Raw genomic sequence first — 13,805 nt, forward strand, 5'->3', positions numbered from 1 at the left:
AGGCCCGCAGAAGGCGACCCCGCCACGATGACCGCATGTCCCCTCACCTGCGAAAGCGTCGAATAGCGATAGCCACGGCACTGGTCACCACCCTCCTCACCCCCCTCCCCGCGACCGCCGCAAGGGCAAGCACGGCGCAACGCGCCGCCTCCTGCACAGCCCGCAGCGACCTCGCCCTCGCCGCCCAGCTCTCCCGCGACATCCGCGCCGTCCTGGCCGCCCGGCGGGGCACCGTCTCCGTAGCCGTCCACGACCCCGGCACGGGCCTCCATTGCGCCGTGGCCGAACGCCGCAGCTACGACACCGCGAGCGTCGCCAAGGTCATGATCATGGAGGCGGCGCTGCGCCGGGCCCAGGACTGGCGGCGCGGACTGACCGCCTGGGAGCGCGGCACGATCCGCCCCATGATCATCCGCTCGGACAACACCGCGGCCCGGAGCCTCTGGGACGACCTCGGCATGCCCTACATCGCCCGCTACCTGCGCCGCGCAGGCACCACGGACACCACGCTCAACCCGTACGGCTTCTGGGGGCTGACCCGCAGCACCGCGGCCGACCAGCTCCGCGTCCTCGGCGTTCTCACGACGGCCAAGGCCCAATCCCTGCTGAGCCCCGCCTCACGCGCGTACGGCCTGAAGCAGCTGAACGAGGTGCGCCGCGACCAGCGCTGGGGCGTGCCCGCCGGAATGCCCCGCGGCACCAGGGCCCACCTCAAGAACGGCTGGCTGCCCCGCTCCACGCACGGCTGGCGGGTGCACAGCGTCGGCGCGTTCACCGCCGCCGAGTCCGCGGGCCGCGCGTACCGCATCGTCGTCCTCTCGCACGACAACCCCACGATGAAGTACGGGGTCCGTACCATCGAACGCGTCGCACAGGCCGTGCACCGCGCGCTCAACAAGGGCCGCGCCGCGGGGCAGGGACTGACCCCGGAGAACGAGATCAGCGAAGTCCCCGACGGCTCGGCCCCGCCCGAGAGCCAGTTCGAGGTCCCGCCGGAAGCCACACCCGAGGAACCACCCGAAGCCCCACCCGAACAGGACTCGGCCAACCGGTGAAAATCGGGCACGAACGGGTGTCTGGGCGCCGGAAGTTGTCGTAGTGTCGCCTGGGTCGGCCCGCAGGGGAACATGAGCGCGAGAGTGCGGGTGGCGGCACGCAGACGCAGAGTCGTCCAGGGGAGGGGTCCACAGTCATGGCGGCGGTATTCGGCAGGCGGTTGCGCAGGGGAGCGGTGACCACCGCGGTGGCCGCGGCGGCGGTGGCGGCACTCGCCGCGTCCCAGGCCCCGGGCGTGACGGACGTCCCGCGCGACGAGCGGGCGGGAGCATCCGGCGCCACGCCGCCACCCGAGGACTCCGCGACCGGCAACTCGCCCTACTACACGGACCTGCCGCCCCTGAACACCCCGGTCCCGCCGACCGGAGCGCCCACCGGCGGCGACTCGGACGCCGCGGTGGCGGGCGGCATACCGGCCACGGTCCTGGACGCGTACAAGAAGGCCGAGTCCTCCCTCGCCGCCTCCAAGCCTGGCTGCAACCTCCCCTGGCAGCTGCTCGCGGCGATAGGCAAGGTCGAGTCGGGCCAGGCGCGCGGCGGCCGCGTCGACGCGAACGGCACCACGCTCAAACCGATCCTCGGCCCGGTCCTCAACGGCAACGGCTTCGCGAAGATCACCGACACCGACAACGGCGCGTACGACAGCGACACCACGCACGACCGCGCCGTCGGCCCCATGCAGTTCATCCCGTCGACGTGGGACACCTGGGCGCAGGACGGCAACGGCGACGGCAAGAAGAACCCCAACAACATCTACGACGCCGCGCTCGCCGCGGGCCACTACCTCTGCGCGAGCGACCGCGATCTGTCCGACGAGTCCGGCGGCGGCGACCTGCACAAGGCGATCCTGAGCTACAACCACTCGACGGAGTACCTGACCACCGTCCTGACGTGGCTGGAGTACTACCGCAAGGGCACCCACGAGATCCCCGACGGCACGGGCGTCCTGCCGGACGACCGCAGCGACGGCGGCAGGCCGAGCATCAGCCCGAGCCCGGTGCCCGGCGGCTCAGGTTCGCCCTCGCCGAAGCCGAGCAAGCCCAGCAAGCCGAGCAACCCGGGTACGGACAAGCCCGGTTCGGGCAACCCGTCCGAGCCCGGCAGCGGCGGAAGCACCGGCCCGACCACGCCGCCGAGCGGCGGCGGCTCCGAGAGCCCGGACCCCACCCCCTCGCCCACCGACCGGGTCTCGCGCCTGGAGGACGCCGGCACCGGCAAGCTCTCCGCGACGGCGGGCGACGCCTTCGCCGGACGCGTCGTGGTGCGTACGGAGTCCGCTTCGGGATCCGCCGTGGCCAAGGTCCAGGTCAAGTTCGCGATCGTCGGCGACACGGACGCCCGCTTCGACGGCGGCACGACGAGCGCCACGGTCACCACGAGCGCCACCGGAAAGGCCACCGCCCCGGTGATCAAGGCGGGGGAGAAGAGCGGCGAGTTCACGGTGCGGGCCACGGTCGTCGGCCGCTCGCTGCCCGGCCTCGACTACACGGCGACGGTCACCGCGCGCCAGGCCGACGCCCTGGCCAGGACCGACGACAAGGCGCTGACCTGCGTGCCGGGCACGGAGTTCGCCGACCAGGTGGAGGTCAAGGCGACGTACAAGGGAGCAGTCGCCGACCGCGTCGCGGCCACCGCGACCATGGTCACGTCGGCGACCGACGCCACGGCCAACGACAAGGGCCCGTACTTCAAGGACGCGGACGGCAAGCCGGTCCGTACGCTCAAGGCCCTGAAGACGGACGCCGACGGCGTACTCAAGCTCCCGAAGATGTACGCGGACGACACGGCGGGCACCTACCTCCTGCGCATCACCACCGCGGGCGGCGCGACGCTCACGGTCGAACTGAAGGTGGCGGCCCCGGTGGCCTAGCCGCACCGCACGTCTCCCGAGCAACGCCCCTGCGCCCGCACGGCGCAGGGGCGTTCCTGTGTGTGCAACGTGTTCTCATCTCGCCGCCGCGTTGCTACGGTGCCCCAGCCCTGACGCCCTGTCAGTTCATGGTCGGCGCGTCCGGGTGCCGGTGTCATCAGCGTCCCCGCCTCGGGAGGATCCGCATGCGCGCTCTCATCGCCGCCGCGACCGGTCTTGCCGTCGCCTTCGCCCTGGTCCTGACGATCACGGCGATCGGAGCCCCGCCCGGCGAGACCTCACCGGAGCCGCTCCTCACCACCGTCCCCAAGCACCCATAACGTAGGGAGGGCCGCCGCGATGCGCCGCAAGGCCAGCCTGATCCTGCTCGCCTTCGCCGTCTTCTTCACGGCGATGTCCCCGCTCATGCGCTGGTACGCCTTCCCGCGCCTCGCCAAGATCCCGCCGAACCAGTACCAGGAGGCCGTCCTCGAGGCGCAGAACCCGACCCTCATCGACTATGGCTCCATGACGGCCAAGAAGGTCGACAAGGTCACCATCGTGCAGACCCTCAAGGGCAATGTGGAGGCTTCGGAGAAGGTCGAGAAGAGCGCCGACCGCGACGTCGTCGTCTGGGACGCCCTCTCCTACGTCCAGGACGCCGACGGCAAGATGGTCTCCAAGATCCCCGAGCGCTACATCTTCGACGCGCACAGCCAGGAACCGGTGCACGCCAAGGGCGAGATGGTCGACGGCGACCCGGTCAAGCGGCAGGGCATCGAGTTCAAGTGGCCCTTCCTGACCGAGAAGCGGGACTACGAGTACTTCGACGCGCAGGCCCGCATCACCAGGCCCATCCACTACAAGGGCACCCAGAAGTTCCGCGGCGTCGACGTCTACTACTTCGAGCAGACCATCCCCTGGACCAAGGTCCCCTTCCCCAAGACGATGCCGGTCAAGGGCGTCACCGCGGAGTCGCTCGCCAAGACCGGCACCACCCGCTGGTACACCACGGTCCGCAAGTTCTGGGTCGAGCCGACCACCGGGGCGCCCGTCTACGGCGAGGAGATCCAGCGCAACGAACTGCGCGGCGGCACGCTCCTTGGCGACCGCGACAAGCTCACCGTGTTCTCGGGGCACGTGAAGATGCGCGAGGACTACATCCAGAACACCGTCGACCTGGTCAAGTCCCAGCGCGTCCTGGTCCTCCTCATGACGTCCTATCTCCCCTGGGGCTTCCTGGGCCTCGGCCTGCTCCTGCTCGCGCTCTCCCTCTGGCTCGAGGCCCGCAGCCGAAGGCCGGGCGAGCCGGAGCCCGCGGCGGCCCCCGAACCGGAACCCGTCAACGCCTGAGCCGCGCCTTGGTGAACCGCGTGGCCTCGGCCCCCACCGGATCCTCCGGCCACGGATGCTTCGGATACCGCCCGCGCAGCTCCGCCCGCACCGCCCGGTAGCCGTCCCGCCAGAAGGACGCGAGATCGGCGGTGACGGCCGCGGGGCGCCCGGCGGGGGACAGCAGATGGACGACGACGGGTACGGAGCCGTCCGCGATGCGCGGCGTCTCGGCGAGGCCGAACATCTCCTGCAACTTCACGGCGAGGACGGGCTGTTCGGGGTCGGCGTAGTCGATCCGGATCCTGGACCCGCTCGGCACCTCCACCCGCTCCGGGGCGAGCGCGTCCAGGCGGGTCGCCTCACCGGTCGCCCACGGCAGGAGCCGGCCCAGGGCCTGCCCCGCGTCGATGCGGCCCAGATCGGAGCGCCGCCGCGCCTTGGAGAGCTCGGGCTCCAGCCACTCGTCCACGCGCGCGTGGAGGGCGTTTTCCGATACGTCGGGCCAGGGCGCCCCGAGGTGCCGATGCAGAAAGTCGAGCCGCTGCCGCAGCTCCCGCGCACCCCGCGACCAGTTCAGGAGCGCGGTCCCTTCTTCTCGCAGCCCGGCGAGCAGCCCTTCTCGTACGAGTCCGGGGGCGGGCTTCTTGAGAGGCCGCACCGCCAATTCCACGGCCCCCAGCCGCTCGACGTGCCGCGCGACGAGATCCCCGTCGCCCCAGCCGACCTCGTCCCCTTCGCTGTACAGCGGCGCTGCCGCGCTCCGGGCGACGTCCTCGTCGATATGCCCGCCGAGCAGCACGCGTGCGTGCCCGGCGCCTACGGGGCGGTCCGCCACGGCTACGGAGATCCACTCGGCGCCGCTCAGCGCGGACCCGGGCCTGATCTCGCCCCGGGGCCCGCCGACCATGAGATACGTCCCGTCCGACACCCGCCGCCCGACCCGCTCGGGAAACGCGAGCGCGGCAATGAGCCCGGCGGCCCGCTCATCGCCTCCGGCATGACCCCTCTCCCACCCGCCCGCCCCTTTTCCGGCGTCTGAGCTCGGGCCCTCCTGCGCCGTCCGGCTGCCCCTGCCCCCGGCATTCCCGCTGCTGCCCTCCTCCCACCGCCCCGCACGTACCTCGGCGTCAGGAGGGCTCGATGCAGGGTCATGGGTGGGCGAGTGGGAAAGATCCCGCGCCGGAGGCGCGGGTACTGAGGAGGCGAGCCGCCGGGTCTCGGTGCGCCAGCGGGCGGCGTACCCGTCCCCGCCCCGCCGGGCCTCGCGCCACGCCGCCGCGAGGTCGTCGCCGTACTCGCGGGGCGGCTCCTCGCTCAGGAGGGCCACCACCTCTGCGGCCCGCCGGGCGCCGACCACCGGTGCGGCGTCCAGCAGGGCGCGGGCAAGGCGGGGGTGCAGGCCCACCCGGGCCAGCCGGGTCCCCCGCTCCGTCACACGCCCCGTGCCCGCGTCCACCGCCCCGATCGCCGTCAGAACCCCCCGCGCCGCCGCCATCGCACCGCCCGGCGGAGCGTCGAGCAGGGCGAGCCCGGAGGCCTCCGGATCGCCCCAGCAGGCCGCCTGCAGGGCGAACGCCGTCAGGTCGGCCACCTTGATCTCGGGCGAGGGAAAGCGCGGCAGACGCCCGTCCTCCGCCTCCGCCCAGCAGCGGTAGACGGCCCCAGGAGCCTCACGCCCCGCGCGCCCCGCCCGCTGCCGGCCCGCCGCCTGCGAAGCCCGTACCGTCGCCAACGCGCTCAGCCCCCGCGCGTGATCCACCCGTGGCTCACGCGCGAGCCCCGAGTCGACGACGACCCGCACCCCCGGCACCGTCAGGGACGACTCGGCCACCGACGTCGCGAGGACCACCCTGCGCGCACCGCCCGCCGAGCCCGCGAGCACCGCGTCCTGCACGGCCGCCGGCGCCCGCCCGTGCACCTGAAGGACCTCGGCGGGCGCGTCCCCCAGCTGCCCCGCCACCCGCGCGATCTCACCGACCCCGGGCAGGAAACACAGCACGTCCCCGTCCCGCTCGGCCAGCGCGCGCCGCACCGTCGCCGCCACATGCGTAAGCAGCGCCGGGTCCACCCGCATCCCGTGCGGCGGCCGCACCGGCCGCGCGGGCGGCGCCCAGACGACATCCACCGGATGCGAGACTCCCTCGGCCTCGACCACCGGCGCGTCCCCGAGCAGCCGCGCCCACCCCTGCGCGTCCGTCGTCGCCGACGCCGCCACCAGACGCAGCTCGGGCCGCAGCGCAGCCCGCACGTCGACCAGGAACGCCGCCACGGTGTCCGCGTCCAGATGCCGCTCATGGCACTCGTCGATGACGACCACGTCGACACCGGCCAGCTCCTGGTCCCGCTGCAGCCGCTGCAACAGCACACCGGTCGTGACGACCTCCACGCGCGTGTGCCGCCCCACCACGCGCTCACCGCGCACCGTGTAGCCGACACTCCCGCCGACCTTCTCGCCGAGCAGCCACGCCATCCGCCGCGCGGCCGCCCGCGCCGCGATGCGCCGGGGCTCGGCGACCACCACACGACGTACCGGCGCGTCCCCGACGAGCCCAGCGAGCACCAGCGGCACCAGCGTCGTCTTGCCGGTGCCGGGCGGCGCGCACAGCACGGCGACACCGTGGTCGTCGAGGGCGCCGCGCAGAGCGGGCAGGGCAGCACGCACGGGAAGGCGCTGAAGTTCGTCGGTACGGATCACGCCCCCAGTCTCCCAAGTACGCGGATACGGTGATCCCATGCCCGAACCCCTGCGGATCACCGGCGACGGACTCGTGCTGCGCGAGTGGACGAGCGACGACCTGCCGGTCATGGCCGAACTCTTCGACGACCCGGCCGTCGCCCACCGCACCCCGCTCGTCTCGCCCTTCGACGAGGCCGCCGCCCGCGACTACCTCCAGGCGATCCGCGAGAGCGAGGGCAAGCGCATCAACCTCGCCATCACCACCGACGGCCTGCGGCCCCTGGGCGAGATCCTGCTCAGCCTCACGCGCTGCACCATCGGTTACGCGGTCGGGGCCGCCCACCGGGGACAGGGCCTGGCCCCGCGCGCCACCCGGCTCCTCACGGAGTACGCCCACACAACGCTCGGCCTGCCGCGCGTCCTGCTGCAGATAGAACCGGACAACGGCCCGAGCGTCGCCGTCGCCGACCGGCTCGGCTTCCGCCTCACCGACGAGGAGCCGGAGCATGTGACGGGCAAGGGCGGCCGCGTCTACACCCTGCTGACCTGGGCCCACGAGACCGACGGCTAGGCGGTATCTACGTAGACACCGCCTACATAGGCGGTGTCTACGTAGGCGGTCAGTCCCGTACGCAGACGAAGATCGCCGTCCCCGGGATGAGATTCCCGCGCAGCGGGGACCAGCCGCCCCACTCCTGGGTGTTCCACGCGGGCCACTCCGGCTCCACCAGGTCGACCAGGCGGAAGCCGCCGGCCACCACGTCCCGCACCCGGTCGCCGACCGTCCGGTGGTGCTCCACGTAGACGGCACCCCCCTTCTCGTCCTGCTCTACATAAGGAGTGCGGTCGAAATAGGAGGCCGCCACGGAGAGACCCTCCGGGCCCGGCTCGTCGGGGAAGGCCCAGCGCATCGGGTGCGTCACCGAGAACACGAACCGGCCGCCGGGCCGCAGCACCCGGTGCACGTCCTTGAGGACCCGCACCGGATCGGCGACGAAGGGCAGCGCTCCGTAGGCGGAGCACGCCAGGTCGAAGCTGCCGTCGGCGAACGGCAGCGCTCCCGCGTCGGCCTCCACCAGCGGCACCCCGCCGCCGATCCGCAGCGCGTGCTGCAGCTGGCGGTGCGAGAGGTCGAGGGCGACCGGGCGGGCGCCCTGCGCGGCGAGCCAGCGCGAGCACTGCGCCGCGCCCGCGCCGATCTCCAGTACGTCCTTGCCCTTCAGGTCGTCCGGCGGGCCAAGCAGCTCGGCCTCCACCTCGTCGAGCCCCTCGGGACCCCACACGAAACGGTCGTCCCCCAGGAAGGTGCCGTGCTCGATCTGGTACTCGTCCGCGTTCCTGTCCCACCAGCCGCGATTGGCGCGGCTGCTCTCCGTGACGTCTGCGTCACGCCGGGTGGCTTCCGGTTCGGGCGTCTCGGGCGGCTCGGACTCTTGGATGATCGGCTCCATCGTCGTACTCTTCCGTCTGACTTGTCGCGGCTCGGTGCAGCGGGACGTGCCCCCCATGCGTCGCGGCAGGGCGCGCTGCGGCCCGTGTGGCCTCATGCGACAGCATTTGTGCCGGGATTGCGGCGATCCGCCCCGGGTGTGCGCCTTCGCGCATTGACCCTGTCCGGCTGCCCCCGTATGCTACAAGTTGCGCTGCGAGCCTGCGCTCCTCAGACATAGCAGGCTGCGCTCGCGTCTGTTGTAAACCCCTCGGTTGTCGAGGCGCCTTCCGTTTCTCCGGAAACCTGGATTGGGCGCTTCCAAAGCTGTCCGGCTTCTTCAGAGCGAAATCGGCTCCGGCGCTAGCAGTACCTACGACTCTCTGTCCGTACCGGAGCCCTTACCCACATGACGAGCAGCACCGAGACCACCGCCACCACCCCGCAGGTAGCGGTCAACGACATCGGTAACGAGGAAGCCTTCCTCGCCGCGATCGACGAGACGATCAAGTACTTCAACGACGGCGACATCGTCGACGGCGTCATCGTGAAGGTCGACCGGGACGAGGTCCTGCTCGACATCGGTTACAAGACCGAAGGCGTCATCCCGAGCCGCGAGCTCTCCATCAAGCACGACGTCGACCCGAACGAGGTCGTCGCGGTTGGTGACGAGATCGAGGCCCTGGTTCTCCAGAAGGAGGACAAGGAAGGCCGTCTGATCCTGTCCAAGAAGCGCGCTCAGTACGAGCGTGCCTGGGGCACGATCGAGAAGATCAAGGAAGAAGACGGCATCGTCACCGGTACCGTCATCGAGGTCGTCAAGGGTGGTCTCATCCTCGACATCGGCCTCCGTGGCTTCCTTCCGGCCTCCCTCGTCGAGATGCGCCGCGTCCGCGACCTCCAGCCCTACGTGGGCAAGGAGCTCGAGGCCAAGATCATCGAGCTGGACAAGAACCGCAACAACGTGGTCCTGTCCCGCCGTGCCTGGCTCGAGCAGACCCAGAGCGAGGTCCGTCAGACCTTCCTCACGACCCTGCAGAAGGGTCAGGTCCGCTCCGGCGTCGTTTCCTCGATCGTCAACTTCGGTGCGTTCGTGGACCTCGGCGGCGTCGACGGTCTCGTGCACGTCTCCGAGCTCTCCTGGAAGCACATCGACCACCCCTCCGAGGTTGTCGAGGTCGGCCAGGAAGTCACCGTCGAGGTTCTCGACGTGGACATGGACCGCGAGCGCGTGTCCCTGTCGCTCAAGGCGACGCAGGAAGACCCGTGGCAGCAGTTCGCCCGCACGCACCAGATCGGGCAGGTCGTTCCCGGTAAGGTCACCAAGCTCGTTCCGTTCGGTGCGTTCGTGCGCGTCGACGAGGGCATCGAGGGTCTGGTCCACATCTCCGAGCTGGCCGAGCGCCACGTGGAGATCCCGGAGCAGGTCGTCCAGGTCAACGACGAGATCTTCGTCAAGGTCATCGACATCGACCTCGAGCGTCGCCGGATCTCGCTGAGCCTCAAGCAGGCCAACGAGTCCTTCGGTGCCGACCCGTCGGCCGTCGAGTTCGACCCGACCCTGTACGGCATGGCCGCGTCCTACGACGACCAGGGCAACTACATCTACCCCGAGGGCTTCGACCCCGAGACCAACGACTGGCTCGAGGGCTTCGAGACCCAGCGCGAGGCTTGGGAGGGCCAGTACGCCGAGGCGCAGCAGCGCTTCGAGCAGCACCAGGCCCAGGTCATCAAGTCCCGCGAGGCGGACGCCCAGGCCGAGGCCGAGGGCGCTGCCGCTCCGGCTTCCGCCGGTGCGCCGGCTGCCGGTGGCAGCAGCAGCGGTGGTTCGTACTCCTCGGAGTCGGACGACACCTCTGGTGCGCTGGCCTCGGACGAGGCGCTTGCCGCGCTTCGCGAGAAGCTTGCCGGCGGTCAGAGCTGAGGCTCGCCCCTAGGCGGTAGTAGCTGAACACCGCGGGCCCGCACCTCTTCGGAGGTGCGGGCCCGCGGTGCGTTCGCGCTTCGCGCCTCCGGTCGTGTGTCGTCTGCGGGTCGTGGGGGCTTGTCGCGCAGTTCCCCGCGCCCCTTCGGGGCGCACCTGAGGGCGTCAGTCAAAGACCTGCTTACGGCGTCACCTTGATGTTCGTCAGGCCCTTGCCTGCCGTCACTGTGTTGCTCGCGTACACCGTCGTCTTGCAGTTGTCGCTGTAGTTCGTCACGTTGATCGCCAGCTGTTTGTCGCCCGTCGAGCCGGTCAGGTCCGACTTGTTGGCGCGGAAGACCGTGCCGCAGCCCCAGCCGGACTGCTGGGTGTGGGTTTCGTAGCCGTTGTTCGTGGTGTTCTTGCCGGTGTTGTTCGCGATGACGTAGTCGTTGCCCTTCACGTCGATCCACGAGTCGTCGTAGTGGACGCCGGTCAGGCCCTTGCCGTCGAAGGTGTTGCCGGTGACCTTGCCGCCCGTGGTGCCTTCCTTGATGTCGACGGCCTCGCCGCCCACGTCCGGGCCGATCGTGTTGTCCAGGATCTGTACGTTGTCGCTCTTGTCGTCGAGCGTGTTGGCGGTGCCTACGTAGACGCCCTCTCCCATGCCGCGGCCGTCGTTCCCGGTGTCGTAGATCCGCGAGTTCTTGATGACGCCGTCGCTGCTCGACTTCCGGAAGTGGACGCCCTCCATGTCGAGGCCGTGGACCGTGACCGTGTCGACCACGACGCCCTTGGCGGAGTCGATCATGATGCCCTTCTGGCCGCCGGTGACGGTGATGCCCCGCACCGTCCAGTAGGAGGCGCCGTTCAGGTGCAGGCCGTAGCCGCCGCCCGCGGTGAGCACCGCCTTGGAGGAGCCGGTCAGCGTGATGCGGGAGCCCGAGCTCGCGGCCGTGCTCGTCTTGAAGTTCCCGGAGTACGTTCCGTCGGCGAGGTGGATCGTGTCGCCCGGGGAGGCTTCTGTGAGCGCGGACTTGAGCTCGGCGGCCGTGGAGACCTCGATGACCTCGGCGGCTCCCGGGGCGGGCGACGCCGTGGCCACGACGGCCAGGCCTCCGGTGGCGGCCGTCGCAGCGAGCGCGGAGAGGAGCAGGGTGCGTCGGGTGCGCATGTGGGGGTGGCCTCTCTGTTCGTGTGGGTGTTCTTCTACATGAACTTTGGGCGTGATTCTGAACGTACGGGTGGGGCATGTTCGCGTCAAGGTCTGGACCTGGGTGGGTGCGGGAGGGTGTGGGCGCGCGGGGTGTGCGAGGAGAGAAACGTGGTGGATGTACGAGTAACTCCCGTGCCGTAACAGGCCGTTGCCAGAGCCCCTGCGTCCAGCAAGATCGGCGAGGGGGGCGCTCGGTTAGCAGAGTGGCTCCGTGAGCGAACACGCCCTGGAGAAGCGGCTGTTCGGGCGTCGTGCCCGTCAGGCACTGTCCCCTGCGTGTGAGCTCAGGGCCGACGCCCAGGCGCACGCTGCCCCATTCTGCACCTTTACCGGATGGGCCTCGCGCTCATCTCGGCTGCCGGGAGGGCAGTCGTCAGGCGCGCAAAGCGCGTCAAGCCCGCTGCCGCGAGGTAAGCAGGAATCTCCCGGCTTCAGCCGGGAGAAGACGCCGTACCTGGAGGCCGCCTGGTACGACACTCCAGGTGGCCCCGACGACCCGCGCTGCAAGCCGCTCAACGAGCCTACGGGGCGTGTCTACTTCGCCGGTGACTGGCTGGGCTACACCTACGCCTGGCAGCACGGCGCGTTCACCTCGGTACGCCGGGCGATCGGCAAGCTCCACGCGCGCGTGCCGGCCGCCTAGGTGCGCGCGTGCAGGCCGCCCGGATGTACGTGACGTAAGAAGCCGCTGTGAAGGGGCGCGGGAGGGAATGCCCGTGCCCAGGCGGGCGTTCTGCTGTACGAGTCACGATGCAGAGGGCGAGGAGCGGTCACAGTGCTTGATCCGCAGGGTTTGTACGCATGGGAGCCGAAGGGCCTCGACGTGGTCGACATGGCGCTCGCCCAGGAATCGGCCGGACTTGTCATGCTCTACCACTTCGACGGATACATCGACGCGGGCGAGACCGGCGACCAGATCGTCGAGCGTCTCGTGGACAGCCTGCCGGGCCAGGTGGTGGCGCGCTTCGACCACGACCGGCTCGTCGACTACCGCGCGCGCCGCCCGCTGCTCACCTTCAAGCGTGAGCGCTGGACCGACTACGAGGTGCCCACGCTCGACGTGCGGCTCCTCCAGGACGCCACCGGCGCGCCCTTCCTGCTGCTCTCCGGGCCCGAACCGGACGTCGAGTGGGAGCGCTTCGCGGCGGCCGTCGGGCAGATTGTCGAGCGCCTCGGCGTACGTCTCTCGGTGGACTTCCACGGCATCCCCATGGGCGTGCCGCACACCCGGCCCGTGGGCCTGACCCCGCACGGCAACCGCACCGACCTGGTGCCGGGGCACCGCAGCCCCTTCGACGAGGCGCAGGTGCCGGGCAGCGCGGCTGCGCTCGTCGAGTACCGCCTCCTGGAGGCGGGGCACGACGTGCTCGGTGTCGCCGCGCACGTTCCGCACTACATCGCGCGCTCCGCGTACCCGGACGCGGCCCTCACGGTCCTGGAGGCGATCACCGCGGCGACCGGCCTGGTGCTCCCCGGCATCGCGCACGGCCTTCGCACCGAGGCGCACCGCACCCAGACCGAGATCGACCGGCAGATCCAGGAGGGCGACGAGGAACTGGTCGCCCTGGTCCAGGGGCTTGAGCACCAGTACGACGCGGCGGCGGGTGCCCAGGACCGGGGCAACATGCTCGCGGAGCCCGTGGACATCCCGTCGGCCGACGAGATCGGCCAGGAATTCGAACGCTTTCTCGCCGAGCGGGAGGGCGACGTCTGACGCCACCGCCTAAGCTGCCGGTCATGCTGAAGGTGGGCCTGACCGGCGGTATCGGCGCCGGCAAGAGTGAAGTCTCGCGGCTGCTCGTCGCGTCCGGAGCGGTGCTTATCGACGCCGACAAGATCGCCCGCGAGGTGGTGGAACCGGGAACTCCGGGTCTGGCGGCGGTCGTTGAAGCCTTCGGCCGGGAGATTCTCGCGCCGGACGGCACCCTCGACCGTCCGAAGCTGGGCGCGATCGTCTTCGCCGACCCGGAGAAGCTGGCCGTACTGAACTCGATCGTGCACCCCCTGGTCGGCGCCCGCTCCGCCGAGCTTGAGGCGTCCGCCGCCGAGGACGCGGTGGTCGTCCACGACGTGCCGCTGCTCGCGGAGAACGGCCTGGCGCCGCTGTACGACCTCGTGGTCGTCGTCGACGCGAGCCCCGAGACGCAGCTGGACCGTCTGGTGCGGCTGCGCGGCATGCGCGAGGAGGACGCTCGCGCGCGGATGGCCGCCCAGGCGACGCGCGAGAAGCGACGGGAGATCGCCGACGTCGTCATCGACAACGACGGCCCCCTGGAGGGCCTCGCAGAGCGCGTCGCCGCCGTATGGGCGGACCTCGCGCGGCGGGCCCGGACTGCCTAG

The 13,805-nt window shown here is 70.9% G+C and carries 12 protein-coding genes; 9 read left to right on the top strand and 3 right to left on the bottom strand.

Annotation, left to right across the window (positions count from 1 at the left end; translation table 11 throughout):
• Window positions 1-35 precede the first annotated feature (35 nt).
• From AB0G47_RS03035 to AB0G47_RS03050, 4 genes are all read left to right on the top strand, one after another.
• Window positions 36-1,055 (top strand): serine hydrolase, encoded by a 1,020-nt coding sequence (locus AB0G47_RS03035; RefSeq protein ID WP_360763438.1) that lies wholly within the window; start codon window positions 36-38, stop codon window positions 1,053-1,055.
• Window positions 1,056-1,192: 137 nt separating this feature from the next.
• Window positions 1,193-2,926, top strand: coding sequence for a lytic murein transglycosylase (locus AB0G47_RS03040; protein ID WP_360763440.1), 1,734 nt, complete (start codon window positions 1,193-1,195; stop codon window positions 2,924-2,926).
• Window positions 2,927-3,111: 185 nt separating this feature from the next.
• Window positions 3,112-3,246 (top strand): SPW_0924 family protein, encoded by a 135-nt coding sequence (locus AB0G47_RS03045; protein ID WP_107099098.1) that lies wholly within the window; start codon window positions 3,112-3,114, stop codon window positions 3,244-3,246.
• A 19-nt stretch (window positions 3,247-3,265) separates the two neighbouring features.
• Complete coding sequence (locus tag AB0G47_RS03050; protein ID WP_360763442.1) at window positions 3,266-4,258, top strand: DUF3068 domain-containing protein; 993 nt, start codon at window positions 3,266-3,268, stop codon at window positions 4,256-4,258.
• On the opposite strand, the gene AB0G47_RS03055 is transcribed toward AB0G47_RS03050, so the two are convergent.
• Window positions 4,248-6,935 carry an ATP-dependent helicase C-terminal domain-containing protein gene (locus AB0G47_RS03055; RefSeq protein ID WP_360763444.1) on the bottom strand — a complete coding sequence of 896 codons (2,688 nt, stop codon included), beginning with the start codon at window positions 6,933-6,935 and terminating at the stop codon, window positions 4,248-4,250. The two genes, AB0G47_RS03050 and AB0G47_RS03055, sit on opposite strands and share 11 nt — an antisense overlap.
• 37 nt (window positions 6,936-6,972) lie before the next feature.
• Between AB0G47_RS03055 and AB0G47_RS03060 the strand changes: the two genes are divergently transcribed.
• Window positions 6,973-7,488: a GNAT family N-acetyltransferase gene (locus AB0G47_RS03060; RefSeq protein WP_360763446.1), complete on the top strand. Its 516-nt coding sequence runs from the start codon at window positions 6,973-6,975 to the stop codon at window positions 7,486-7,488.
• A 49-nt stretch (window positions 7,489-7,537) separates the two neighbouring features.
• Here AB0G47_RS03060 and AB0G47_RS03065 read toward each other — a convergent pair whose 3' ends face one another.
• Complete coding sequence (locus AB0G47_RS03065; RefSeq protein WP_360763452.1) at window positions 7,538-8,368, bottom strand: class I SAM-dependent methyltransferase; 831 nt, start codon at window positions 8,366-8,368, stop codon at window positions 7,538-7,540.
• A 387-nt stretch (window positions 8,369-8,755) separates the two neighbouring features.
• Between AB0G47_RS03065 and rpsA the strand changes: the two genes are divergently transcribed.
• Window positions 8,756-10,270 (top strand): 30S ribosomal protein S1, encoded by a 1,515-nt coding sequence (gene rpsA, locus AB0G47_RS03070; RefSeq protein ID WP_135336207.1) that lies wholly within the window; start codon window positions 8,756-8,758, stop codon window positions 10,268-10,270.
• Window positions 10,271-10,451: 181 nt separating this feature from the next.
• Here the strand turns inward: rpsA and AB0G47_RS03075 are convergent, their stop codons facing one another.
• The gene (locus AB0G47_RS03075) at window positions 10,452-11,423 is read right to left on the bottom strand and encodes a right-handed parallel beta-helix repeat-containing protein (protein WP_360763454.1); all 972 of its coding nucleotides are present in this window, start codon (window positions 11,421-11,423) and stop codon (window positions 10,452-10,454) included.
• 253 nt (window positions 11,424-11,676) lie between these two features.
• Here AB0G47_RS03075 and AB0G47_RS03080 point away from each other — a divergent pair, with 253 nt between their 5' ends.
• From AB0G47_RS03080 to coaE, 3 genes are all read left to right on the top strand, one after another.
• Window positions 11,677-12,108, top strand: coding sequence for a hypothetical protein (locus AB0G47_RS03080; protein WP_360763456.1), 432 nt, complete (start codon window positions 11,677-11,679; stop codon window positions 12,106-12,108).
• A 132-nt stretch (window positions 12,109-12,240) separates the two neighbouring features.
• The gene (locus tag AB0G47_RS03085) at window positions 12,241-13,179 is read left to right on the top strand and encodes a PAC2 family protein (protein WP_266868129.1); all 939 of its coding nucleotides are present in this window, start codon (window positions 12,241-12,243) and stop codon (window positions 13,177-13,179) included.
• Window positions 13,180-13,202: 23 nt separating this feature from the next.
• Complete coding sequence (gene coaE / locus AB0G47_RS03090; RefSeq protein WP_360763458.1) at window positions 13,203-13,805, top strand: dephospho-CoA kinase; 603 nt, start codon at window positions 13,203-13,205, stop codon at window positions 13,803-13,805.

The organism is Streptomyces sp. NPDC021622 (assembly GCF_040640795.1).
Taxonomy (GTDB): Bacteria; Actinomycetota; Actinomycetes; order Streptomycetales; family Streptomycetaceae; genus Streptomyces.